At 55.9% G+C, this 24,068-nt stretch carries 27 protein-coding genes; 19 read left to right on the top strand and 8 right to left on the bottom strand.

All coding sequences use genetic code 11. The features are described from left to right. Positions 1-13 precede the first annotated feature (13 nt). Positions 14-850: a mechanosensitive ion channel family protein gene (locus tag U738_RS20355; RefSeq protein ID WP_035584799.1), complete on the top strand. Its 837-nt coding sequence runs from the start codon at positions 14-16 to the stop codon at positions 848-850. Between the two features lie 6 nt (positions 851-856). On the opposite strand, the gene U738_RS20350 is transcribed toward U738_RS20355, so the two are convergent. Next, positions 857-1,591 carry a YebC/PmpR family DNA-binding transcriptional regulator gene (locus U738_RS20350; RefSeq protein WP_035584796.1) on the bottom strand — a complete coding sequence of 245 codons (735 nt, stop codon included), beginning with the start codon at positions 1,589-1,591 and terminating at the stop codon, positions 857-859. Positions 1,592-1,812: 221 nt separating this feature from the next. Here U738_RS20350 and U738_RS20345 point away from each other — a divergent pair, with 221 nt between their 5' ends. Continuing rightward, positions 1,813-2,430: a LysE family translocator gene (locus U738_RS20345; RefSeq protein WP_172821660.1), complete on the top strand. Its 618-nt coding sequence runs from the start codon at positions 1,813-1,815 to the stop codon at positions 2,428-2,430. A 58-nt stretch (positions 2,431-2,488) separates the two neighbouring features. After that, the gene (locus U738_RS20340) at positions 2,489-2,980 is read left to right on the top strand and encodes a glutathione peroxidase (RefSeq protein ID WP_035584790.1); all 492 of its coding nucleotides are present in this window, start codon (positions 2,489-2,491) and stop codon (positions 2,978-2,980) included. Positions 2,981-3,000: 20 nt separating this feature from the next. Here U738_RS20340 and U738_RS20335 read toward each other — a convergent pair whose 3' ends face one another. After that, entirely contained in the window at positions 3,001-3,387 is a 387-nt protein-coding gene (locus U738_RS20335; protein WP_035584787.1) for a DUF7079 family protein, read from the bottom strand. Between the two features lie 319 nt (positions 3,388-3,706). Between U738_RS20335 and fabV the strand changes: the two genes are divergently transcribed. The 3 genes from fabV to U738_RS20320 all read left to right on the top strand — a co-directional run bounded on the left by fabV (position 3,707) and on the right by U738_RS20320 (position 6,354). Then, positions 3,707-4,918 carry an enoyl-ACP reductase FabV gene (gene fabV / locus U738_RS20330; protein ID WP_035585703.1) on the top strand — a complete coding sequence of 404 codons (1,212 nt, stop codon included), beginning with the start codon at positions 3,707-3,709 and terminating at the stop codon, positions 4,916-4,918. A gap of 55 nt (positions 4,919-4,973) precedes the next feature. After that, positions 4,974-5,189, top strand: a complete 216-nt coding sequence (locus tag U738_RS20325) for a hypothetical protein (protein WP_035584784.1) — start codon at positions 4,974-4,976, stop codon at positions 5,187-5,189. A 187-nt stretch (positions 5,190-5,376) separates the two neighbouring features. Further along, the gene (locus U738_RS20320; protein ID WP_172821661.1) at positions 5,377-6,354 is read left to right on the top strand and encodes a GlxA family transcriptional regulator; all 978 of its coding nucleotides are present in this window, start codon (positions 5,377-5,379) and stop codon (positions 6,352-6,354) included. A 19-nt stretch (positions 6,355-6,373) separates the two neighbouring features. Here the strand turns inward: U738_RS20320 and U738_RS20315 are convergent, their stop codons facing one another. The 3 genes from U738_RS20315 to U738_RS20305 all read right to left on the bottom strand — a co-directional run bounded on the left by U738_RS20315 (position 6,374) and on the right by U738_RS20305 (position 8,907). Beyond that, complete coding sequence (locus U738_RS20315; RefSeq protein WP_035584780.1) at positions 6,374-7,168, bottom strand: SDR family NAD(P)-dependent oxidoreductase; 795 nt, start codon at positions 7,166-7,168, stop codon at positions 6,374-6,376. Between the two features lie 285 nt (positions 7,169-7,453). Then, positions 7,454-7,774, bottom strand: coding sequence for an antibiotic biosynthesis monooxygenase family protein (locus U738_RS20310; RefSeq protein WP_035584777.1), 321 nt, complete (start codon positions 7,772-7,774; stop codon positions 7,454-7,456). A 92-nt stretch (positions 7,775-7,866) separates the two neighbouring features. Next, positions 7,867-8,907: a C45 family autoproteolytic acyltransferase/hydolase gene (locus U738_RS20305; RefSeq protein ID WP_035584774.1), complete on the bottom strand. Its 1,041-nt coding sequence runs from the start codon at positions 8,905-8,907 to the stop codon at positions 7,867-7,869. 399 nt (positions 8,908-9,306) lie between these two features. Here U738_RS20305 and U738_RS20300 point away from each other — a divergent pair, with 399 nt between their 5' ends. The 9 genes from U738_RS20300 (at position 9,307) to U738_RS20260 (ending at position 18,146) form a co-directional block, all read left to right on the top strand. After that, a complete protein-coding gene (locus U738_RS20300) occupies positions 9,307-10,521 on the top strand; it encodes an aspartate aminotransferase family protein (RefSeq protein ID WP_035584771.1) in 1,215 nt (404 codons plus the stop codon). A 50-nt stretch (positions 10,522-10,571) separates the two neighbouring features. Next, a complete protein-coding gene (locus tag U738_RS20295) occupies positions 10,572-11,636 on the top strand; it encodes an arginine N-succinyltransferase (protein WP_035584768.1) in 1,065 nt (354 codons plus the stop codon). Beyond that, positions 11,636-12,667: an arginine N-succinyltransferase gene (gene astA / locus U738_RS20290; protein WP_035584765.1), complete on the top strand. Its 1,032-nt coding sequence runs from the start codon at positions 11,636-11,638 to the stop codon at positions 12,665-12,667. Before U738_RS20295 ends, astA begins: the two co-directional genes overlap by 1 nt. A gap of 22 nt (positions 12,668-12,689) precedes the next feature. Continuing rightward, positions 12,690-14,162 (top strand): succinylglutamate-semialdehyde dehydrogenase, encoded by a 1,473-nt coding sequence (gene astD / locus U738_RS20285; RefSeq protein WP_035584763.1) that lies wholly within the window; start codon positions 12,690-12,692, stop codon positions 14,160-14,162. Continuing rightward, the gene (gene astB / locus U738_RS20280) at positions 14,159-15,526 is read left to right on the top strand and encodes an N-succinylarginine dihydrolase (protein ID WP_035584761.1); all 1,368 of its coding nucleotides are present in this window, start codon (positions 14,159-14,161) and stop codon (positions 15,524-15,526) included. Before astD ends, astB begins: the two co-directional genes overlap by 4 nt. Positions 15,527-15,689: 163 nt before the next feature. After that, positions 15,690-16,589: an alpha/beta hydrolase gene (locus U738_RS20275; protein WP_051912830.1), complete on the top strand. Its 900-nt coding sequence runs from the start codon at positions 15,690-15,692 to the stop codon at positions 16,587-16,589. Between the two features lie 74 nt (positions 16,590-16,663). Beyond that, positions 16,664-17,128 carry a GNAT family N-acetyltransferase gene (locus U738_RS20270; protein ID WP_035584759.1) on the top strand — a complete coding sequence of 155 codons (465 nt, stop codon included), beginning with the start codon at positions 16,664-16,666 and terminating at the stop codon, positions 17,126-17,128. 63 nt (positions 17,129-17,191) lie between these two features. Further along, entirely contained in the window at positions 17,192-17,695 is a 504-nt protein-coding gene (locus U738_RS20265; RefSeq protein ID WP_081899184.1) for a DUF523 domain-containing protein, read from the top strand. Positions 17,696-17,720: 25 nt separating this feature from the next. Further along, positions 17,721-18,146 carry a GNAT family N-acetyltransferase gene (locus tag U738_RS20260; protein WP_035584752.1) on the top strand — a complete coding sequence of 142 codons (426 nt, stop codon included), beginning with the start codon at positions 17,721-17,723 and terminating at the stop codon, positions 18,144-18,146. Between the two features lie 36 nt (positions 18,147-18,182). On the opposite strand, the gene U738_RS20255 is transcribed toward U738_RS20260, so the two are convergent. Continuing rightward, entirely contained in the window at positions 18,183-18,566 is a 384-nt protein-coding gene (locus tag U738_RS20255; protein ID WP_231896842.1) for a winged helix-turn-helix transcriptional regulator, read from the bottom strand. Positions 18,567-18,734: 168 nt separating this feature from the next. Between U738_RS20255 and U738_RS20250 the strand changes: the two genes are divergently transcribed. Beyond that, positions 18,735-19,946 carry a YbfB/YjiJ family MFS transporter gene (locus tag U738_RS20250; protein WP_035584746.1) on the top strand — a complete coding sequence of 404 codons (1,212 nt, stop codon included), beginning with the start codon at positions 18,735-18,737 and terminating at the stop codon, positions 19,944-19,946. 83 nt (positions 19,947-20,029) lie between these two features. Here the strand turns inward: U738_RS20250 and U738_RS20245 are convergent, their stop codons facing one another. Further along, positions 20,030-20,959, bottom strand: a complete 930-nt coding sequence (locus tag U738_RS20245) for a DMT family transporter (RefSeq protein WP_035584743.1) — start codon at positions 20,957-20,959, stop codon at positions 20,030-20,032. 98 nt (positions 20,960-21,057) lie between these two features. Between U738_RS20245 and U738_RS20240 the strand changes: the two genes are divergently transcribed. Further along, the gene (locus U738_RS20240) at positions 21,058-21,546 is read left to right on the top strand and encodes a MarR family winged helix-turn-helix transcriptional regulator (RefSeq protein WP_035584739.1); all 489 of its coding nucleotides are present in this window, start codon (positions 21,058-21,060) and stop codon (positions 21,544-21,546) included. Positions 21,547-21,595: 49 nt separating this feature from the next. On the opposite strand, the gene U738_RS20235 is transcribed toward U738_RS20240, so the two are convergent. Continuing rightward, positions 21,596-22,480 (bottom strand): LysR family transcriptional regulator, encoded by an 885-nt coding sequence (locus tag U738_RS20235; protein WP_035584736.1) that lies wholly within the window; start codon positions 22,478-22,480, stop codon positions 21,596-21,598. An 88-nt stretch (positions 22,481-22,568) separates the two neighbouring features. On the opposite strand from U738_RS20235, the gene U738_RS20230 reads away from it, so the two are divergent. Together U738_RS20230 and bluB are read left to right on the top strand one after the other, a co-directional pair. Beyond that, positions 22,569-23,324: an NAD(P)H-dependent oxidoreductase gene (locus U738_RS20230; RefSeq protein ID WP_035584732.1), complete on the top strand. Its 756-nt coding sequence runs from the start codon at positions 22,569-22,571 to the stop codon at positions 23,322-23,324. A 58-nt stretch (positions 23,325-23,382) separates the two neighbouring features. Continuing rightward, positions 23,383-24,060 carry a 5,6-dimethylbenzimidazole synthase gene (bluB, locus tag U738_RS20225; RefSeq protein WP_035584729.1) on the top strand — a complete coding sequence of 226 codons (678 nt, stop codon included), beginning with the start codon at positions 23,383-23,385 and terminating at the stop codon, positions 24,058-24,060. Positions 24,061-24,068: the final 8 nt, after the last annotated feature.

Here is a 24,068-nt window from a genome sequence, read left to right as displayed (position 1 = left end):
GCGGAGGGCACCCATGGACGAACAACAAAAGTACGCACGATTGTTTAACGATATCGATAGCCAAGCGATGATTACCCTTGGGGTGGTGGTGCTATCGACCATTGTGCTGATTATTGTCAGCCAGCGGGGGCTTAACTGGCTGGCCACTCGGTTACACGGGCAAGTGCGTTTCCGCATTTTTGCCTTGGTGCCTCTAACGCGCCTACTGATTTTGATTACTGCACTGGCCATCATCGTACCGATTATTATCGAGCCATCGCTACGTAATATGGTCACGTTGCTGGGAGCACTTGGCTTAGCCATTGGTTTTGCCATGAAGGACTACGTAAGCAGCTTGATTGCGGGTGTTGTTTCGGCGATTGAACTGCCTTATCGCCCTGGGGACTGGGTTAATATTGAAGGCACTTACGGCGAGGTTAAGCACGTCGGTTTGCGCACGGTAGATATTCAGACGCCCGACGATGATTTAGTCGCCGTGCCGCACTTAAAGTTGTGGGATCACGCCGTTTACAACGCTAATAATGGCGGTACCAGCCTGCAGTGCGTGGCGAGTTTTTACCTTCACCCCGAGCACGAAGCAGGCTGGGTACGTAAAGCGCTGCGCGATGTGGCGTTAACCAGCGCCTATCTGAAGTTCGATAAGCCAATTATTGTGGTGGCCGAAGAGAAACCCTGGGGCACCCACTACCGCATACGCGCTTACCCGGTGGATCCGCGCCAGCAGTTTTTGTTTATTACCGATCTAACTGTGCGCGGTAAAACAGTGCTGAGTGCCGCAGGCGTACAGTCAGCGATGTTGCCACCGGATGCTGCCCTGGATGCACGCAACGCGGCAGAATCTTCTTACTAACAGGCCTTAGGCGTCTGTAGACTCGGGCAGCTCACCGCTGTGATAGACGTTTTGCACATCGTCCAGTTCGTTGAGCATGCCTAGGAATTTTTCGAACATCGCTACATCATCGCCTTCCACCGGGGTGGTGGTTTGCGGCAGGAACTGAATCTCGTCTGCCTCAAAGTCAATCTCACCGAAGGCATCTAATAATGCCTGTTTGGCTTTGGCGTAGTCGGTATGTGGGGCAAAAACGGTGATCCGCTCACCCTCTTGCTCAATATCGGTGACATCCACATCGGCTTCCATTAATGCTTCAAGCACGGCCTCTTCATCGCTTCCGGCGAAGGAAAAAATCGCGCAGTGATCGAACATATGGCTAACGCTGCCGGGGGTACCGATTTTGCTCTTGGTTTTGGTAAAGCAGCCGCGCACATCGCCAAAGGTACGGTTGGGGTTGTCGGTAAGGCAGTCGACAATCACCATCACATTGCCAGGGCCGAAGCCTTCGTAACGGGCTGCGGAGAAATCTTCGCCACCGGCACCACTGGCTTTGTCGAGTGCTTTATCGATCACGTGAGAAGGTACCTGGTCTTTCTTGGCCCGTTCCATTAAACCGCGCAGCGCCAGATTGCCATTGGGGTCAGTGCCGCCCGCTTTAGCGCAAACGTAAATCTCGCGTCCATATTTGCTGTAGACCTTGGTCTTGGCATCGGCCGTTTTGGCCATGGATTCCTTACGGTTCTGAAAAGCCCTACCCATGTTGCCGTCCTATGTTTTCTATACGCCCCGCGCTGGGCGTCGGGGCGGTTGTTTTAAAAAAGAGAAAAAGTGCAAAGAAAAAAGTGAGAAAGCAAATTTTACCCAACAGCGTACCATGCTAACAGCGTTATTTAAGGCGCTTGCCGAAGTGTTGCTTGGCTTGGCGTATACTGGCCGCCAGACGCCACATCGTGAATCTTGACCATCAAGGAGGAACAGGCATGCCGTTGACACTTTGGCTATCACTCGCCGCGATTTGTGCCATGGGGGCTATGTCGCCGGGGCCGAGTTTGGCACTGGTGCTACGCCATACGTTAGGCGGCGGGCGTTTTGCTGGGGTGACCGCGGCCATCTTCCATGCCTTTGGGGTGGGCTTCTATGCGCTATTGACCGTTTGGGGCCTAGGCGCGTTAATCGCCGGTTTTCCGCTGCTGTTCCAACTGCTTACCTGGTGCGGTGCGGCTTATTTGGCGTGGCTAGGGGTTAAAGCGCTGCGCGCCGGCAAAGCGGGGGCCTTAGAACCTAATGCGATTGTGACTAGCCGGGGCCAGGCCGCCAAAGAGGGCGTACTGGTGGCATTAGGCAACCCGAAGCTGATCCTGTTTTTTGTCGCGCTGCTAAGCCAGTTTGTGACCCCCGAAATGAGTGGCCTGGCCAAAGCGATCATTGTGTTAACGGCGATGATTATTGACGGGGGGTGGTACGTGCTGGTTGCTGTGGTGCTTTCTCATTCACACATTCTGCCCTGGCTGCAACAGCGTGCCCACTGGATAAACCGCATTACCGGGGTGCTGTTAATCGCGCTGGCGTTACGCGTGGTGGCTGGACCACTGGTGTAAAAAGCATAGCCGTGGCATGGTGATACCCATGCCGTTTGGGGTTTTGTAGGGCGAAGTGATGCAAATTTACGACCAAGACTGCTATACCCACCAAGGGCTGCCGTTCAATCTACGCGTGCTGCGCGGTCAAGTGTTGCTGGTGGTCAATGTCGCCAGTCAGTGTGGTTTTACCCCGCAGTTAAGCGAGTTAGAGTCGCTCTATCAGCGCTACCGGGATCGTGGTTTCACTGTGCTCGGTTTCCCGTGCAATCAGTTTGGCCGCCAGTCGCCGGAAAGCGCCCAAGCGTTTTGTCAATTTGGCGAGCAGCAATTCGGCGTCAGTTTTCCATTGCTGGAGAAGGTTAAGGTCAACGGCAGTGATGCCCATCCGCTGTTTGTGCTGCTCAAGCGTGAGGCACCTGGAGTCCTAGGCACGCAGCTGATTAAATGGAATTTTACCAAGTTCCTGGTGGGCCGTGATGGCAAGGTGATAGCCCGATTTGGGCCGCGCTATCATGGGCGACCGCTACGTCTGGCATTAGAAGAAACCTTGGATCAAACATACCCATAGTCCCATAAGGCATTATCCCTCTATACCTGCTCGCCCCGCGCGACTGCTACACGATTCATGAGCGCGTTCCAGCGGTGGCGCACCATCATGGTCGTTAAGCCTGAAAACAGCGCCCAGCTTTTGCGACGCCAGCCCTTCAAGCGCATGTTGTGATTGACCAACTGCTTCATCAGCTTGTAGTCGTCAAATTGCCGCCACTCGCTGGCGATCGAGAGCTGGTGGCGGGACATCACCGGGGCCATTTCCAGGCGAAACATCCACTCAAGCTCGTTAAGGGACATATCATAGCGCTCCACGACCTCGACCATGCGCGCGTAATCGCGCTCGCTGGGTTCGCGATCCAGCCACAGCGGGGCTAGCGCCAGCCATAAATCGCCGCGTTCATCTACTAGCTGCTGTGCATTCATGATCGCCTCATGGGAAGTCGTTGCTAACGTAAGTGCTTGCCTACGTGTTTATCATCAGTACTTGTCATAAGTACTTGCCATCAGTACCGACATAATAACTTAGGCGGCTATCGTGACGCGAAAGCGCTTCTAGCTCAAGGGCAGACTATCGCTGAAGAATGGACAATCGCTCAAGAGCGGACAGGGCGCCCAGAGACCGCTAGAATACCCTCACTGAATCATGACATTGCTATGGCAAACGCTATTGCAAAAACTATGGCAAAACGATGTTGCTAGTTATGATGTCAAAAGCAAAATCAATCCGATAACGAGGTTCGATGTGATTATTAAACCCAAAGTGCGCGGCTTTATTTGTACCACTACTCATCCCATCGGCTGCGAGCAGAATGTTCGCGAACAGATTGAAGCGACCCGTGCTCGTGGTTTGGATAAGCAGGCTGGCCCAAAAAAAGTGCTCGTCATTGGGGCTTCAAGTGGCTACGGATTAGCCGCGCGTATTACCGCGGCGTTTGGCTACGGCGCCGACACGCTGGGCGTGTTCTTTGAAAAGCCCGCCACCGATAAAAAGCCGGGCACCGCAGGTTGGTACAACAGCGCAGCGTTCGATAAATTGGCCAAGCAGGAAGGGCTGTATAGCAAGTCGATTAACGGCGATGCGTTCTCCCATGAAGCGCGGGAAGAAGCGATTGAGTTGATTAAGCAGGACATGGGCGAGATTGACCTGGTGGTCTACTCGCTGGCATCACCCGTTCGGAAGCTGCCGGATAGCGGCGAACTGAAACGCTCAAGCCTTAAGCCAATTGGCGAGACTTACCGCGCCACCGCTATCGATACCAATAAAGACGCCATTATCGAAGCGGAAGTAGAACCTGCCACCCAGCAGGAGATCGACGACACCATCACCGTGATGGGCGGCGAAGATTGGGAACTGTGGATGAGCGCGCTAGACGAAGCCGGTGTGCTGGCCAAAGGCGCGCGCAGCGTGGCGTTTAGCTATATCGGTACCGAAATCACCTGGCCGATTTACTGGCATGGCGCTTTGGGTAAAGCCAAAGAAGATCTTGACCGCGCCGCAGCGGCTATCGATACCAAACTGAAAGAGAGCGGTGGTGGTGCCAATGTGGCGGTGCTCAAATCGGTGGTCACCCAGGCCAGCGCAGCCATTCCAGTGATGCCGCTTTACATCGCCATGGTCTACCGCATCATGAAAGAGCAGGGCCTGCACGAAGGCACTATCGATCAGTTGAACCGTCTATTCGGCGAGCAGCTCTACTCGGCTGAGGGGCTACGCGGTGAGTTCACCACCGACGAAGTTGGACGCCTACGTCTGGATGACTGGGAATTGCGTGACGATGTTCAGCAAGCGTGCCAGGATCTTTGGCCGGAAGTGACGACGGAAAACTTATTCGAAATTACCGACTATGCTGGTTATAAGCACGAATTCTTGAAGCTGTTTGGCTTTGAGCGTGACGATGTCGATTACGATGCCGACGTCAATCCTGAGGTTAAGTTTGATGTCGTGAATCTGTAAGCCATCCATTGGGGCGGTAGCGCCGCCCAATTCGACCGGAACGCGGGAGGTGTTTATGGATACTAGGGAAAGCAAAACTCCGGAAGAAGAGAAGCAGCACATTATTAATGAGCGGATACCTGAGGATTATGAAACCTCAAAACCGCATCTACAGCCGGAAGCCAAGAAGCGACCCGATGGGTTGTACAAGCTGCTCCCGCTAGTGGTGATCATTCTCGGCGTAATTGTGGTCAGTATCGTCGTGTTAGGTATTATTAATCGGGGCAACTAGTGCTTAACTAGGCTTTAATTTGCCGGGCTTTGGCCCGGCAAATTGCATTCATGCGTCACGTTTTTGCTGCAGTGGTCATAACGCTGCCATCCGCTACGCAATTGGGTAAGATGGTGGCTTCCCTAGGCCGATGGCGGTTTTTCATGCAGCGTTTCATGCAGTTTTTTATGCAGCTCAGTCAGTTATCATGCTGCCCAACCCGTTAACCTCTCACACAGGCATCACCCGTCGGCGTGTGGCATTTCTGCTGTTGCCGGGGTTTTCGTTATTGACCCACGCCAGTGCGCTAGAACCGCTGCAAATGGCTAACCAACTAAGTGGTCAAATGCTTTACCAAACCGTCACGTTAAGCCTTAACGACGAGCCCGTGCGCAGTGGTGCCCAGCTTTCGCTAATCGCGCAGCATGAGCTAAGTACTGCTCTAGGCCCACTAGACCTGTTGTTCATATGTGCACCGACGCCGCTGCCCTATACGCTTCCTGCCAAGCTGAATGAGTGGCTGCGAGGGCACCAGGGCCATGGCGTAGCGCTGGGTGGTTTGGCTGGGGGCACCGAGGTATTGGCGCGCTGTGGTTTGCTTGAAGGTTATCGGGCGACGCTGCCCTGGCAGCGTTTTGAGGCCTTTTCCCAGGCCTATCCGCAGGTGACGCTTTCTCAACAATTATTTGAAATTGACCGTGACAGGTTGACCTGCGCGGGCGGTACTGCCGCCATGGACTTAATGCTCACGCTGATTGGTCAGCATCACGGTGCTCGCTTGGCGGAGCAAGTGTCGGAGCAGTTTGCCTGCGATCGCATTCGCTTGGCGGACGAGCGCCAGCACGTGCCGCTGCGAAGCCGCCTGGGCCACGCGCCGCAGAGCCTGGTGGATGCCGTGACACTGATGGAAGCCAATATTGAGGAGCCGCTCTCAACTCTGGAACTGGCCGAGCACCTAGGGATTTCCCGGCGTCAGTTGGAGCGGCTATTTAAGAAGTATCTGCAGGCGGTGCCCAGCCGCTACTATCTCGATTTGCGCTTGCAGGAAGCCCGCAAGCAGCTGCGCGAGAGTGACCGGCCGGTAGGCGATATTGCCTTTGCCACGGGATTTTCCTCAGGCGCCCACTTTTCTACCGCCTACCGTCACCATTTCGGCATGACACCCAGGGAAGAGCGCCTGGGTTAGAAGGATAAGATTAGAAGGCTTAGGTTAGCGTATCCACAATGCCGCCTTCCACGCGCAGTGCCGCCCCGGTGGTGGCACTGGCCTGGGGCGATGCAGCGTAAACGCTCATGTTTGCGACCTCTTCGGGGGTCGCCAAGCGCTGAATGATGGAAGAGGGACGGTTTTCCTGTACAAAGCGTGCCTCCACCTCTTGCTGAGAAATGCCCTCTTTCTCGGCCATTTCGCCAAGCATCTTGAGTACGCCTTCTGAGCGTGTCGGACCGGGGAGAATGGCATTCACGGTAACCTGGGTGCCACTGAGTACCTTGGCCAGCCCGCGGGAAACTGACAGCAATGCCGATTTGGTCATACCGTAATGCACCATTTCGCTGGGGATGTTGATGCCCGACTCGCTGGATAAAAACTGAATACGCCCCCAATTGCGCTCGCGCATGCCCTGGGCGTAGTGGCGGGAAAGCCGCACCGCGCTCATCACGTTGACATCAAAAAATTGCTGCCAGGTAGCGTCATCGACTTCAAAAAAGTCCTGTGGGCCGAAGATGCCGACGTTGTTGATCAAGATATCGGTGCTGGGCTGTTGCTCGATCAGCGTTTGGCAGCCTTCAGCAGTGCCGAGATCAGCCGCTACGCCTTCTACATTAGCATTGGGGGTAGCGTTTTTAAGCGCCGCGATGGCCTCCTCAACCCGCGCCTGGGTGCTTCCTGTCACGACCACGTTAGCGCCAGCATTGGCGAGTCCTTGAGCAATCGCAAAACCGATGCCTGCCGTCGAGCCGGTGATAATGGCGTGCTTGCCGCTTAGATCAATATGCATACGTTGGTCTCCTCTCGTCCTGAGTGTCGGTGCTCATCACTATGCAACGCAGCTCAGCGAATAACCGCATAGCTTGCTAATTAGTATGCGGCTCTTTTAGGCTTCTTCAAGGGGAAGGTCTTCAATCGACCAGGTGTTCAGTCGCTTGCTGGGCACTGAGCCAGTAAAAAAGGGGCCTTGCGACCGTGCCCTGCCGCTCAGGCAGCTTAGCAACATCAGTGATGCTCCGGTTTACGCTGTTCCTAGTGCGCCGCCGCTAAATGTTATCTCTAGCCCAACACCCGCTTATGACTCGGCATTCGGCGGCATCACCACCCACTCAGGCTCCTCGAATTCGCCGATCAGGCGGATCTCGCAGCAGGGGGCCGCACGGCGGATGACCTCCTTTATCTCCGGGTTGGGCTGGGCTTCCATGGCGTCGCGGCTGGCCTTGCTGTCCCAGTGGGCGATGGCGATCAGGGTGTTGGGGTCGCCGATCTTTCGATGCAGTTCAGTGCCGCGTGCCCCTGGCGCCTGCTGGATGAGTTGGCTGGCGCGGACCCAGGCGTCGGCGTAGTCCTCGGCACGGTAGCCGTCGCGGATATGCACTTCGAAGATATATTTCATGGCGCTTCTCCCTGTTACTGCTGCTGAAGCTTTCGATCCTGGTCCATTGTATCCCGCCCCGTCCTGATCCAGCTGCCTCTTTTCTCGCGCCGTTAGTCGAGCGTGATGCTCAGCGTCTGCCGGGTCTCGCAGGGGTAGCCGTGGCGCAGGTGCAGGGTGCGCTTGTCGAGGGCCATCACCACCGCGAACAGGGTCTCCATGCGCTCGGCCTCGGGCAGGTCGACGTCAGTGTGCTTGCAGATCGACATAGGCGCATTGTGATGGTCGCTCAGTACGTCGAACAGCGCGCTGACGCTGGCCTTGGGCGGTGGGTCGAGCAGCTCATCGAGGCGGTGCAGGCGTACATGGGAGTCGGGCTTGGGGAAGTCGGTGACACAGGCGGTGGCGGCCGCGGCGTAGAGGTGGTTGGTATGGGTCACCCGCCCGCCGCTGGGCTCGAGTACCCCCGGTGGCCCGGGCTGGACCTCGAAGCCGGCGGCCTGGCCTGCAGCGCTGGCGACCAGAAAGTGCGCCGGCGAGGCGACGCGGTCTTCCGCGACGATGCGCTGGGCGCTGGTGAAGCCGTCGCTCTCGAGAAGCTTGCGCAGGGCGATGTGGATCGGCAGGCCCTCGCCGCAGGTCTGCGAGCGGATGGCGTTGAGACACACGCCGAGGCCGTGGGCGTTGAGGCCGATCTTGGCCAGCATCCCGGCCTCGCCGACGCTGACCAGCGGCGGGGCGTCGTCCCCCTCTATGTGTAGTACCACCACGTTGTCGAGCTGGTCGAGGCGCCAGTCCCAGTTCTGGGCCAGCCATTGGCGACCCTGCTGGTAGAGTGAGAAGGCAGAACAGCCGCCGCTGGCTTGGGTTAGCGAGATCTCGCTGCGGCAGTTGAGGGTGAGGATATCGTCGCGCTGCAGGTCGGCGCCCTCGGCAATGCCCTCGAGCTCATCCAGGATCGCCGGAAAGCCGCGTTCGATCGCCGGTATAAAGCGGCGGGCCTCCTGCCGGGCTGCGGCCCAGTCGAGGCCTACAAAGTCTTGAAACAGCCTGTCATAGACCTCAATGCTGCGCTGAATCTGTGCGGCGTGGCGCTGGCCATGGGCCACGCCAATGGTATGGCGGCTACCACGCAGGTGGGTTACGTCGAGCATGCGGAGTGCTCCTCGGTGAGGGGATTTACTCAAGCCTACCGCGAACAGCGTTGAAGTGCAGGTGGGTGCTTGGATATGCAGGGTCACGGATTTACTCGCCCTTGATTGCCGACACCGCGCGCCGATGCCTGGATCCCGCGCCTTATCCAACGTTTGAGGGAAGTTCGACGCTGACAGCTACCAAGGGGCATTAGGCGCCCCCAAACGATAAAAAGCGGGTCTAAATACGTCACTGATACCGTGAGGTGCACAAGGACGGATATAGAGTGTTACAAAAGGGGGAGGGTACTCCAGTTAAATGCCGCTATTCATAATTTGCCGTCCCATTGCTGAAAGCAGGTAACCTAGCTAGGCCTTTATACTGTTTTCATTCCTTTCCTCCACTGGAGCTAGCGTGCCATGAGCCATACCCCAAGCCGTCAAGATTACGACCACTACATGACGCCCAACTACTCACCGCAGCAGGTTATTCCCGTGCGTGGTGAAGGTAGCCGCTTGTGGGATCAACAGGGGCGTGAATATATCGACTTCGCCGGTGGTATTGCGGTGAACTCACTTGGCCATTGCCATCCGGTGTTGGTCAATGCGCTAAAAGAGCAAGGCGAAAAGCTATGGCACCTCTCCAACGTGTTTACCAACGAGCCAGCGCTGAACCTGGCCAAATCGCTGGTCGAGCGCACCTTCGCTGATAAGGTGTTCTTGTGCTCCTCCGGCGGTGAAGCCAACGAAGCCGCGCTTAAGCTGGCGCGCCGCTGGGCAGTGGATCACCACGGTGAGCATAAAGATAAGATCATCTCATTTTATCAATCTTTCCATGGCCGCACCTTCTTCACCGTTAGCGTTGGTGGTCAGCCCAAGTACTCCCAAGGCTTTGGCCCGGTGCCTGGTGGCATCCTGCATGCTGACTACAATGATCTGGAAAGCGTGCGCAAGCTGGTCGGTGACGACACCTGCGCGATTATGGTCGAACCCATGCAGGGTGAGGGCGGCATCGTGCCCGGCACGCAAGCGTTTCTTCAGGGCCTGCGCGACCTATGCGATGAACACAATGCGCTGCTGATCTTTGATGAAGTGCAAACCGGCGTTGGTCGTAGCGGCGAACTCTACGCTTACAAGAACTACGGCATCACCCCGGATATCCTCACCAGCGCGAAATCCCTGGGCGGCGGTTTCCCCATTGGCGCCATGCTGGCAATCGACTCGGTGGCTAAATCGTTGGTCATCGGTACCCACGGCTCTACTTATGGCGGCAATGCGTTGGCATCTGCTGTGGCCTTAGCGGCGGTTGAGTTTATCGACACCCCTGAGGTGCTCGAAGGCGTTAAGCGTCGCCACGATCTGTTCCGTGAACACCTGGAAACCATCAACCGCAAGTACGGCGTGTTTAAAGAGATTCGTGGTATGGGCCTGCTGATGGGCGCCCAGATGTCGGATGCCTATGAGGGCCGCGCCAAAGATATTCTGCCGTTGGCGATTGAAGAGGGCCTGATGGCGCTTATCGCCGGGCCGAACGTACTGCGCATGGCGCCTTCCCTGGTCATTCCTGAAGCAGATATCGCCGAAGGCATGGCTCGCTTAGAGCGCGCGATTGAGCGGTTAGTTGCGGCCGCATGAGTGAACAACAGGCTGCGTCAAGCGTGTCAACGGAACAGGGGGCGTCGAGAATGCTAGTCGTTCGACCCGTTAAAGCGTCTGATCTCATGGCGCTGGAGCAATTAGCCGAGCATGCAGTGCCTAGGCTGACCAACTTGCCTGCTAACCGTGAGCGGCTTCAGGAGCGCATTGCGCGCTCCCAGGAAGCCTTTAACGGCGACGTTGAGTTTCCAGAAGATGAGCACTATACGTTTGTGCTGGCGGACGATACACGCGAGGAAGTGCTGGGCACGGCCACTATCCGTGCCCAGGCAGGCGCCAACGAGGCCTATTACACCTATCGTCAGGAAACGCTGATTCACGCTTCACAGCAGCTCAATGTTCGCCGTGAAGTGCAGACGCTGGCGCTCTCCCATGAAGTCTCGGACGCTACCCTGCTGTGCGCCTTTTCGCTTAACCCTCGCTACAAAGGCACCAGCGCGGAGAGCCTGTTACGCCGGGCGCGGTTGATGTTTATCGCCCAGTACCCGGAACGCTTTTCACGCATTCTGGCGGTGGCGTTCCCTGGCTACTTGGATACCCGCAGCGAATCGCCGTTTTGGGAAAGCGTGGGGCGGCACTTTTTTGCTCGCAGTTTCCAGGATATTAACCACATTGCCGGGGTACGCTCGAAAAGTTTTATCGCCGAAGTAATGCCCCAGTTTCCGCTCTATTTGCCGCTGCTAACGCCCCAGGCGCGGGCGGCAATAGGTCGTGAGCACCCCGCCCACGAAGAGGCGCTGGAAGAGATGCTGGCGGAGGGCTTTGTGCGTTCGCGGCATGTGGATATTTTCGACGCCGGGCCGATTGTCAAGGCTGAGCGCGAGCGGTTGGAAACCTTCCGCAGTGCCGCCTGGCACCCGGTACGCATTCGTCCTGAACACGCGTTGCCCGATGCCGAACCGGCGTTGGTCGCCAATCAAAAGCTGGGTGAGTTTCGTTGTATCGTCGCCCGCTACGCGCTGTCGCCCACGGGCCAGTTAATGCTTTCTCCCGAACATGCCGAGCGATTGGGCGTTACCGAAGGGCGAGCGGTACTGGCCGCACCGCTGACGCTACCCACCGCGGTAGACGCGCTTGATGAAGGAGAGATGTAATGCGCATTCGACCCATTGCCCGTGATGATTTGGATGGGCTTCAGGCGCTTGCGCAGCAGGCGGGCGTTGGCTTTACCTCGCTACCCGATAACCGCGAGTTTTTAGCCGGTAAGATTGAAGCGGCCGCCAGTGCTTTTGAAGAGCGCACCCCAGCGGATGACCGGCTCTACTTCTTTGTGCTGGAAGATGAAACAAGCGGCGAACTCGCTGGTTGCTGCGCTATAGAGGGCCAGGTGGGCCGCGAAGTGCCGTTCTATAACTACCGGCTGGGCACCTTGGCACACTCGTCGGTACAGCTGGACTTGCACCGCACCATCGACACGCTGTTTTTAAGCTCCGACCACACCGGTGACGCTGAAGTGTGCTCGCTGTTTTTGCGTCCAGAATACCGCGGCGAAGCCAACAAACATTTGCGCAACGGCGCGCTGCTCTCCAAAGCACGCTGGCTGTTTATCGCCCAGTTCCGTGACCGCTTCCCGGATAAAGTGCTGGCCGAAATGCGCGGCGTGTTCGACGAAAATAACACCAGCCCTTTCTGGGAGAGCCTGGGCAAACACTTCTTCCCTATGGATTTCAGCGAGGCTGACCGCCTAACCGGCCTGGGGCAGAAGAGCTTTATTGGCGAGCTGATGCCCAAGTTTCCCATTTACACCACCTTTATGGCCGAAGAGGCGCGGGCTTGTATTGGCCAGGTGCATCGTCATACCCGCCCGGCGCTGGAGATGCTTAAGAAAGAGGGACTGCGCTGGGAAGGCTATATCGATATTTTCGACGGTGGCCCGACGGTGGAGGCTTACATTGACGATGTGCGCGCCATCCGTAACTCACGGCTCTGCCAAGTGGAAGTATCCAATAGCGCAGCAGAAGAGAGCGTCAGCCGCTGGCTGGCCGCCACCACTCATATGCTCAGCTTTACCGCCAGTTGGGTAGGCCGTGCCCCCAGCGATGACAACACTATCGTGCTGAGCGCACAAGAAGCGCAGCGCTTAGGCGTTTCCACCGGCGATACCCTACGGCTACTCGAAACCTAGGCGACGTTTACAGGAGAGTTTTATGCACGCCCAACAGCAGCAACTCATCAATGGCGCCTGGGTCGCAGGCGACGCCGAGCCGTTGAGCAAGGTTGATCCGGTTTCCAGTCAGCTGTTATGGCAAGCGGCAACCGCCAGCGCGGAGCAGGTCGACGCCGCGGTCAAGGCTGCCCGCGGTGCTTTCCCCAACTGGGCGCGTACCCCATTTGCCGAGCGCCAGGCGCTGGTCGAACGGTTTGCCGAGGTGCTCAAAAACCGCGGTGAAGACCTAGCCGTGGCGATTGCCTCTGAAACCGGTAAACCGCTCTGGGAAGCGCGCACCGAAGCGGGTGCCATGGTGGGGAAGGTGGCGCTGTCGGTGAAGGCGTATAACGAGCGCACCGGTGAGCGGGAAAAAGCCGCGGGCAGCGCCAAAGCGGTGCTGCGCCATCGCCCCCACGGCGTGATGGCGGTGTTTGGCCCCTATAACTTCCCCGGCCATCTGCCCAACGGCCATATGGTGCCTGCGCTGTTGGCGGGTAACTGTGTGGTCTTCAAACCCAGCGACCAAACCCCACTTACCGCGGATTTCACCCTACAGTGCTGGCTAGAGGCCGGGCTTCCAGCAGGCGTCATTAACCTAGTGCAAGGCGGTGTGCCGGTAGGCCAGGCGTTGGCAGGCAACCCTGATATTGATGGCCTGCTGTTTACCGGGAGCGCCAAAGTGGGCGGTATGCTGCATCAACAGTTTGCCGGGCAGTTGGATAAAATCCTGGCGCTGGAACTGGGCGGCAATAACCCGTTGGTGGTGAAAGATGTCGACGACGAGCGTGCAGCGGTGTTGGCCATTCTGCAGTCGGCGTTTCTCTCTGGTGGGCAGCGCTGCACCTGCGCGCGGCGTTTGATGGTGCCGGAGGGTGCCGTCGGTGATCGCTTGATCGATGCGCTTTCAGAGGCGATCGCTAAGCTGCACGTGGCGGGCCAGTTCGAAGAGAATCCTGCGCCGTTTTATGGCGGTTTGGTCAGCGTAGCGGCGGCAGACGGCTTACTGAAAGCCCAAGAAGAGTTGGAAACTATGGGTGGCACGGTGATCAACCGCATGCGGCGTTTGCAAGATAACACCAGCCTGTTAAGCCCCGCGTTGATCGACGTGACGGGATTGGAGGTGCCTGACGAGGAGCATTTCGGCCCGCTGCTGAAAATCCACCGCTATAGCGATTGGGATGAAGCGCTACAGCTCGCCAACAACACCCGCTACGGGCTCTCCGCCGGTTTAATTGGCGGCGAACAAGCCGATTGGGATGACTTCCTGCTACGTATTCGCGCCGGGATCGTCAACTGGAACCGCCAAACTACCGGTGCCTCCGGCGATGCACCTTTCGGCGGCGTGGGTGACAGCGGCAACCACCGCCCCAGCGCTTTCTATGCGGCGGACTACTGCGCCTACCCGGTGGCTTCCATGGAAGCCGACAGCCTGGAGATGCCCGAGACCCTGCCGCCGGGAGTGAGCCTATGAGTGCCGCCGATATCAGCAGCGTCAGGGAAGTCAATTTTGATGGTTTAGTCGGCCCAACCCATAACTACTCGGGGCTGGCGGTAGGTAATGTGGCGTCTATGAGCCACGGCGGGTTAGTGTCCAACCCCAAAGAGGGCGCGTTGCAGGGTCTTCTCAAGATGAAGTCGCTGATGGACGCGGGCTACGCTCAAGGCGTTCTGCCACCCCAACAGCGCCCCGATATTGGCGCACTGCGCGATTTAGGTTTTAGCGGTAGTAATGGTGAGGTGCTGGCTCGTGCTTCTAAAGAAGCGCCGCAGCTGCTTCGGGCGGTGTGCTCGGCTTCGAGTATGTGGACGGCTAACGCGGGCACTATTACCCCCAGCATGGATGCACCCGATCGCCGGGTACACTTCACACCAGCGAATCTACAATCCAGCTTTCACCGCTATTTAGAACCGCAAACCACCGGTCGCGTGCTGCAGGCAATTTTCCGCGACGAACAGCACTTCGCCCACCACCCGGTGCTACCCGCCACCCCAGCCTTTTCCGACGAAGGGGCGGCTAATCACACCCGTTTATGTGGTGAGTACGGCGAGCCGGGCGTTCACCTATTTGTCTATGGCCGTCAGGCGTTTGGTGACGTGCGTAGCGGTGAGGGGGAGCCAACACGCTTCCCTGCTAGGCAAACGCTGGAAGCGAGCCAAGCAGTAGCCCGCCAGCACGGGTTAACACAGGAGCAAACAGTATTTGCCCAGCAGCACCCGGATGCCATCGATGCAGGCGTCTTCCATAACGACGTGATTGCCGTAGGTAATGGCCCCGTGCTGCTCTACCACGAAATGGCGTTTCTGGATGAAGAAGGCACGCTCAATAAGCTGCGCGCCAAAATGGCCAGCCCGCTGATTCCCGTGCGCGTGCCCTTGGAAGCGGTAAGCATGGAGGATGCGGTAGCCTCGTATCTCTTCAACTCACAGCTGCTATCCAACCCGGATGGCACCATGACACTGGTAGTGCCCGGCGAATGCCAGGAGCGCGAAGCAGTATGGAACACCATCCAAAATCACCTGCTAGCAGGCAATAACCCCATCAGCGAAGTGATCGTCAAAGACGTCAAGCAGAGCATGCGCAACGGCGGCGGCCCCGCCTGCCTGCGCCTACGCGTGGTGCTAACGGAGGCCGAACGTGCAGCGCTCTCTGGCCGCGTGCTGCTCACCAATGCACTGTACACTGACCTGACCGCGTGGGTGGAGCGCCACTATCGCGATCGCCTCGCCCCGGACGATTTGGCCGATCCACAGCTGGCGGAAGAGTCGCTTGCAGCACTGGATGAACTCACTCAACTGCTGAAAATCGGCCCGGTTTATCCCTTTCAACTGGGGTAGGGTGTGATGTAGTGAGGGAAAATAATAAACGCCAGGGCAGTGCCTTGGCGTTTGGGTTTAAAGTTTGCAGCGAAAGCTTAGCCGTCGCTTGCCCGGCGTATGCGATTAGGAGGGAGCAGTGCGACAACATATGCTGACCTTGGTGATAGGAGTATTTTTAATAATGTCGACAGGCACTAATGCGAACGGCTTGGATTTCGAAGCGTTAGTGTCTGAGCAAGGCGCAGCAGGCCCACTGCCAGCACTTCAGCCGTTTGAAGCAAGGGATGGCACCACACTTTCATATCGGCATTATCCAAGTGAATCCGACACGGCGCTGGTGCTCGTGCACGGCTCAGGGACCGACAGTCGATACCTGGCAACCTTTGCTCGCGGATTGGCAGCTTCAGGCGCCGCTGCCGTTTACACCCCGGATATTCGAGGGCATGGGCCATCTCCCGTTCGGCGCGGCGATATCGACTATATCAAGCAGCTTGAGGATGATCTTGCCGATCTTATTGCCCACATCAAAGTGGTCAATCCTCAATTAACGCGTATCGTCGTCGGTGGGCATTCGTCAGGTGGCGGGTTAGCAATACGTTTTGCTGGTGGTACGCATGGGCACCGTGCCAACGCCTATCTGCTGCTAGCGCCTTACCTGGGATACGACGCACCTACTGTTCGGAAAAACTCGGGCGGGTGGGCAGACCCCAAAGTGACCAGGATCATTGCTATATCCATTTTGAATGAACTCGGTATTAACCACTTCAATAAGCTACCGGTGCTGCACTTTAATTTGCCGCCCGAATACCGCCAGGGCTCAGAAACGCTAGCGTATTCGTACCGGCTTATGAAGGGCTTTGGTCCCGCCAATTGGCAGAACGATCTCAGTTCTATGGCGGCTCCAGTCCTTCTTATTACTGGATCTGATGACGAAGCATTTTTTGCGGAGCGCTTCGAGCCCACTTTGCGGCCCATCGTTCCACACGCTGATATCGTCACGGTGCCTAATGCATCGCATCTGAGCCTTGTTGTGAACAAAGAGGGCATCAAGACAGCTTACCATTGGCTTCAAGCGTTATAAGAGCGAAAATCTCATGTGTATGGGATGGTGGAAACACTTATGGTTCTCACACCTAGCACTAGGATTACGTCAATATGCCCTTAATCGACATCCGTGCTGCACTCGAAACTGATGTTCCGGACATTCAATCCTGCGCACGACTGGCCTATTCAAAGTACATCTGCCGCATCGGCCGTGAACCCGCGCCCATGCATGCAGACTTCGCAAGCCTAATCGACTACGGCTACATAGATGTTGCCATCCTTGATTCACATTTTGTGGGCTATGTTGTGTTCTACCCCGAAGGCGATCATTTTCACCTCGAAAACGTTGCCATACTGCCCGAGTATGGCGGCCTCGGCATTGGGAAGCGATTGATCGATCACGTGGAACGTTCTGCCGAGGAAAAGGGGTATGAAGCCGTGGAACTTTATACGAATGAAGCCATGACAGAAAATCTCACCATGTACCCCAAACTGGGATACGTCAGGGTCGAGTGTCGGCATGAAGCGGGGTTTAATCGAGTGTATTTCCGAAAGCAGCTAAAGTTAGATGGCTGACAAGAAGAGCTTTCCTAGTTGGGTCGATTCAGTGAACGCGTCACTCTTGAGTTCATCACCGTATTGGAGATTGGTGATTTGAGAAAAGTATTAATGAGCGCCTGTCTCTTGGGTAAAAAGGTTCGCTATGATGGTGGTGCCCTTTCCGTGGATGATCAGATCGTTGAGCAGTGGCGTTCTGAAGGCCGAATCGTTTCTGTTTGCCCCGAAGTTGAGGCGGGGATGAGTATTCCCAGGCCGCCCGCGGAGATTTTCCAAGGCAGTGGTAAGGGTGTTTTAAACGGTGAGGTAGATGTTATCGAAAACGATGGGGGCAAGGTGACCAATGAATTTTTAGCAGGTGCCTCTATCGCTTTGAACTTGTGCCGTAAATTCGATACCGATATCGCAGTGCTTGCTGAGTTCAGCCCCTCATGCGGAAGCACCGCTATTTATGACGGCAGTTTTATGGGTAAAAAAGTACCAGGTATGGGAGTCACCGCTGCATTGCTCCGCGAAAATGGAATTCACGTTTTTAGTCAGTATGAGATAGCAGAAGCCAACATTGCACTACTTGCCACAAACTAGTTAAAGCAGCACTAGGAATCGTAATATGACGCCTATTATTCGGCCTACTAACGACAAGGCGTTCGCGGAAAATATCATCATTCAGAATATGTCAGCCTACTATAAACAGTTGGATATGCGCTGGGATACAGCCTTGTTTGATAAGCAGTGGGATGAGCTAGATAGCTATGAGTTAGTCATAAATGCTTCACAAGTGGGGCTGCTCTGCATAAATCACGATGAAATCGCTTACTATATTCGAGAGCTACAAATTGATCAGAAGTGGCGGCGTCAAGGCTTAGGTACAGCGGCAATCCGCTACACGGAGAAAATCGCCCAGCAGGCCGGCATCCGCTTACTTCGGCTCCGTGTGTTTTGTATCAACCCAGCCGTCGCTTTATACGAGCGTATGGGGTTTCGCGTGCGTAAAACCGAGGGCGGGACTCACTATATGGAGAAAAGGATTGATTAGCTGCTCAAACTGAATCGTGTTGTACTCCCTGATGCCTTACTCCTTTACTGTCGCAATGATGTCTGTCATATCGGTCACTTCTAAACCATCCTCCCGTATTAATTTCGTTTCAACACGCAGTCCATCCCTCGTTTGTAGCTGAAGGCGAAGCGGTGTATTGCCAGGTTCTAAGTGCTCTCCGCCCCACTCGCGAAGGGCGATAACCACGGGGAAGAGTGCATGGCCTTTCGCTGTTAGCGCATAGCCTTTGCGGGCTCGTTGTCCTGAATCACGGTATTGGTAGCGCTCTAAAATACCTTCTTGAACCAATCTGGCAAGCCGGTTGGACAAAACTGAGCGAGTAATACCCAGGTCTTCTCTGATTTGGTCGAAGCGCTCAGCACCACATATCACTTCTCGCAGAATCAGCAGCGACCACATATCTCCCACAACCCGGATCGCCTTGGCAAGCGAGCATTCTGAGACGGGAACACGTGTGTGAGAAGTGTGTGTTTCGGTGTGGTTTTTCATATTCCAATGATAGCAAAGTTTGAAAACAGAACTAAGCGCGACTAATCTGAGTCTTTATTAAAGACTCAGGTGGTAGATATGACACAATCTGACTTTCTCCACGAGCGCGATCCTACAGCACTCACAACTGACCTTCGTACACTCGCTGCGCTGGCCTTGGTGCCGGCAATCGGCCTAGGTATTGCACGATTTTCCTACGCATTACTTCTACCCTCTATGAGCTCAAGTCTTGGATGGAGCTATGCCGATGCAGGCTGGATGACCTCGGTAAACGCAGCAGGGTATTTTATTGCCGCGCTGATTTCGGCCCGTTTTATTGGAGTTGTTGGGGCCAATCGAGTCATGCGTACGGGGATCTTCGCATGCGTGATCGCTTTGATCATGATGGGAGTATTTCGCCACACTGCATTGCTCAATATCTCCTGGTTTTTGGCTGGACTAGGCGGCGCTAGTGCGTTTATTGCTGGTGGGGTTATCGCCGCCCAAGTATCCCAACGCCATCCGGCACGAGCGTCGTTTTTACTCGGCATCTTCTATGCGGGGCCAGGTTTAGGCATTGTGCTTTCGGGGGTTGGCGTTCCCTGGGTTCTGAGCCAGTGGGGCGCGACGGCATGGCCTACTGCTTGGTTAGCATTGGCGGCCATATCAGTGGTGCTCGCACTCGGCGTCGTATGGGGTGTTCGCGTCATGCCACAAAGCCGAGTTCAGGCACATGCATTGGCACCATTAGCTTCTATGCAGTGGATGCTGGTTGGCTATGGCTTTTTCGGGGCAGGCTATATTACTTACATGACGTTCATGATCGCTTGGATACAGTCCCACGGTGAGAGTGCCGCGTTTCAATCGCTATTCTGGGTCGTGCTGGGCTTGGCTGTGACTGTCTTCCCTTGGCTTTGGGCTGGTGTGCTGCAAAATCAGCGCCACGGCCGTGCATTTGCGATGCTTAATGGATTGACCCTGATTGGCGCTGCATTGCCGCTTATATCAAGTGCTTGGCCTGTTCTGCTAGTGTCGGCTGCGGTTTTCGGTTGTGCCTTTTTTGGTGTTGTGGCTTCTACGACAGCTTTTGTGCGGAGAAATTGTGATGCTTTGTCTTTGGCGTCGGGTATTGGTGCGATGACGGTCGCGTTTAGTATTGGCCAGACATTGGGGCCAACGTTAAGCGGTTGGTTGAATGATCTAACCGGGGGGCTATCGTTCGGGTTATTAACGTCAGCCGCCTTTTTAATCGCCGCAGCGTTAATCGGTTTGTTGCAAAAAGATTTCGGGGCAGGGCTGTCAGCACAATGAATATCAGGTATGGCTGGCTATCTGCTTACACCATGCCAACGGCGCCCATACTGTCATGTTCGTTTAAGTCGCTCTCGGGTTAATTAGTTAAGTTGTTTGGCTTTGCCAATGTTGAGCAGGGTAATTCCTGCTCCAATTAATAGGGTGCCAAGCAGTAAGCCTTCGGGAGCGGTTTCTCCCTGCAACACTATGGCAACTGGAACACCCACCACGGCGCCAACGGAGCCCAATAGGCTTAGAAACACCGGGCCGCCACTTTTCTGTAGCAGGAAGAGCAGTAAGAACTGGCCTGCGAAGACCACAGCTTGAATGGCAATCAGCATGATCGGCAGGGAGCGGTCTGTTGGAATGTTCAGTGAGAAGCCCGGCAGAAAACCCACGCTGAGCAGAAGGGCGGCAGCGGCGATGAGCATCCCAGGTGCCAGTGCATCGCTGGATACGCCTTCTGGCCAGCGCAAGGTTCTGTAAAGATTGCCGATGGCTAGCAGTACGGGCCCGATTAAAGCGAGAAGAATCCAGAGATAATCGGCATCCGGCGCAGAAAGCTTATGGAAGGCCAGGGTGACGGCACCTGCCAAGGCTGATATTACCCCCGCCGCACGCAACACCTGGAAGCGCTCCATTTTTAATGCTAGCGCGCCGACGTAGGTGAGTAGCGGTGGCAGGGTGATGATTAATGCCACGAACCCAGCACCCACATGGGGGACGGCTGAGAAAAACAGTAGGTTGGCACCCGCTACGCCCAGCAGCCCTGAAATAACGTAATACTCAATGGTACGACCGTTCACTGGCGGTAGATTGCGGCGAAAGGCGGAGAGAACCAACAAAATAAGCGCTGCCCCTGAAATCGACCAGAACAGAAAAGCGAGCGCTGACAGCTGAATATCACCGGCAAGTTTCGCCAAATTAGTCGATAGACCCAACAAGGCGCCACCGGCTAGCAGGTATATCAGTGGGGCAAGCCAAGTTCTTTTAGGTGAGTGTGTTGTGCGGGCAGTGCTTGATAACGTCATTGGCGAAGTTCTCATTGGTACCGTTTTTGAAACTATCTTGATATCAAGTTATGTGCGATTAATCTTGACGTCAAGCTAATTAGGCGCAAAATAGGCTCATGGATCATGTAGACAACATTCTTAAGCAGTGGCGGCTGGAGAGGCCTGAACTAGACGTTGCGCCGATGGGTACCATCGGGCGGGTTAAACGGCTGAACCACACTTTAATGCGCGCAATGGAGAAGACCTGGGCGGAATACGGCCTGACGGACGCCAGCTTTGACGTTCTGGCCACCCTACGGCGAGAGGGGGAGCCCTACGCGCTATCGCCGGGGGATTTGATGGCATCCACCATGGTGACATCGGGCACCATGACCCACCGTATCAATCAACTAGAAAAGGCGGGGTTGATTGAGCGGGTTAAAAATCCTGACGATGGCCGCGGTTTTCTAATCTCTCTGTCCCAGCGTGGGTTTGAGTTAATCGACGAAGCGGTGGCCGCCCATGTGGAAACCCAGGCGCAGCTGGTGAGTGGCCTGAGTAAAGAGCAACGAGAGCAACTTGATGATCTGCTTAAGCAGTTTTTGGCGGGGTTTGAGCAGAAGTGAGGTGCGCCGTAGCGGCAAGCTAGTCACTATTTAATCCGCACATTTAACATTAAGTGGTGAGATTCCTGCCTCGAACCCCCACCGTCATTGCCTCCATGAACGCGCGGACTCTGGCCACATGGCGCAGATCCGGGTGAGTGAGCAGCCAGAGTGGGGTAGTGAGTGCTTCAATGGGTTCGCTTAGCCTGAGTAGCGCTGCATCGGCATCGCCAAGGTAGCAGGGCAGTACCGCAATACCCGCCCCGTGGCGTACCGCTGATTGCATGCCCAGCATGCTGTCCACCCGGTAGGCGGCGCTTTTATCCATCATCCACTTTTCAAGCGTTGCGTCGCCCAGATGAACATCCGGGCCGATCCAGCTTTCTGTTGGCAGTGACGCTGTGCCTAGCGGCAGTGGGGCGTTTTGCCAAAGCGCCTTTTGGCCATAAATTGCCTGGTTAATATCGCCTATCTTGCGGCCTACCAGAGTTTCGGGTGGCTTTTTAGTTGGGCGGATCGCGATATCGGCCTCCCGCCGCGACAAGCTTTGCAGCTGATTGGAGATAACCACTTCCAGCGTGATTTCCGGATAGCGCTGGCGAAAGTTTGCCAGTAGCGGCGAGACCAGCCCCGCGAAAAGTGTATCAGTGGTGGTGATTCGTAAGCTGCCGGTGAGGGTTAAATCCTTCCCTATGATGCGGCGCTCAGCACCGTTGATTTCGCTCTGTACGCGCTTGGCCGAAGCCGCCAGATCATCCCCTGCCAGGGTCGGTGTATACCCCGTGCGACTGCGCTCAAAAAGGGTAACCCCCAGCCCTTGCTCCATCTCGCTTAAACGTCTAAATACCGTGGCATGGCTGATACGCAGCGCTCGGCTGGCGCCGGATAGCGAGCCCTCCTCGGCAATCGCTAGCACAATTTGAAGATCATCCCACCGTATCTGCTGTTCATTCATGCAAGCTTGGTTCTCATTTTTAGCCAATGTTTAAGCGCATATGAACAGGTTAGCCTGTCGTCAAACCAATCGATAGGGGAGGCGTCGTATGAATGTGTTGATTGTCTTGGCTCATCCTGAACGCAAGTCGTTTAATGGCGGCCTAGTGGATGTGGCGGTAAAACAGCTGGTGGACGCGGGCCATACAGTTGAGGTGGATGATCTCTATGCTGAGCAGTTTGATCCGGTGGAGCGCGCCGAGCACTATCCGCATCAAGCTGTTGATGTGGAATACTTTTATCCCCTCAATGAGCAGCGGGCTCACTACCAACAAAACGCATTACCGCAGGATGTTGAGCGGGAGTTGACACGGCTGGAGAGGGCTGACTTGGTGATCTTCCAGTTTCCATTATGGTGGCACGCCCAGCCCGCCATTTTGAAAGGCTGGTTTGATCGGGTGTTGGTGTATGGAGGGCGCTATACAAGCCGCATGCGTTACGATCATGGTTACTATCGCGGAAAGCAGGCGATGCTGTCAGTCACCACCGGCTCGCCGGAGATAGCGTTTCAGCCCTTTGGCCGCGCTGGCAATATGGTTCACTGGCTATGGCCTATGCATGCATCGTTGTACTACGTTGGCTTTGACGTGTTGGCGCCTCATTTGAGCTACGGCATTCAGGGCGGCGGTATTCGCTATCAAGAGGAGACTGCTCTCATTGACCATCTGGAGACCTGCAAAGCAGCCTGGGCATCTAGACTAGTGAGCTTGAGTAGTGAACGACCCATTCCATTTACAGGTTGGGACGACTGGGACGATGAGGGTGTTTTACACCAGACAAACCCGCTGCGATGGCGGCTAGGCTGAGCTCGTGTAGACTCTCACTTGTCTCTACCACCGATCAGTAAAAGGCCCGAGCAGCGCCATGAACAACGCGAAACACCTATTTTCCGATGCTGAGCGGCGTGGGCTCTACCGCGCCATACATGAACGGCGCGATGTGCGCTCGCAGTTTCTGCCTGACCGGATTCCCCCTGAAGTGCTGAGCCGCCTTTTGGAGGCCGCGCACCATGCGCCGTCGGTGGGGTTTATGCAGCCTTGGGATTTCATCGTGATTGAGAGTCGCGACGTCAGGGAGACGGTGCTGGCGATGTTTGAGCAAGAGAACCAGAAGGCCGCCGAGCGCTTTGAAGGTGAGCGTAAAGAGCATTATCGCAGCCTTAAGCTGCAAGGGATTATGGAAAGCCCGCTTAATCTCTGTATTACCTGCGACCGCAGCCGAGGCGGCCCCCATGTGCTAGGGCGCAATAGCATTGTGGAAACCGACCTGTTTAGCACTTGTTTAGCCGTGCAAAACCTCTGGCTGGCAGCGCGGGCGGAAGGGATTGGCGTTGGTTGGGTGAGTATTCTTGACCAGGAGCAGCTGAGCACTGCGTTAAATCTGCCTGAGCACGTTTACCCGCTGGCGTATCTCTGCCTTGGCTACGTGAGTGAGTTTTTAGATCAGCCAGAGCTTGAAGCGCAAGGCTGGCGTTCCCGCCTGCCTTTAAGTGACTTGGTGCATGGCGATAAGTGGGGGCAGCCGTTTAGCAGTGGGTTGTGAGCACGCTT

The sequence above is a fragment of the Halomonas sp. TG39a genome, assembly GCF_000744395.1.
Classification (GTDB): domain Bacteria; phylum Pseudomonadota; class Gammaproteobacteria; order Pseudomonadales; family Halomonadaceae; genus Vreelandella; species Vreelandella ventosae_B.
Note: the sequence above shows the minus strand (reverse complement) of the source record. Positions and strands in the feature narration are given on the sequence as shown.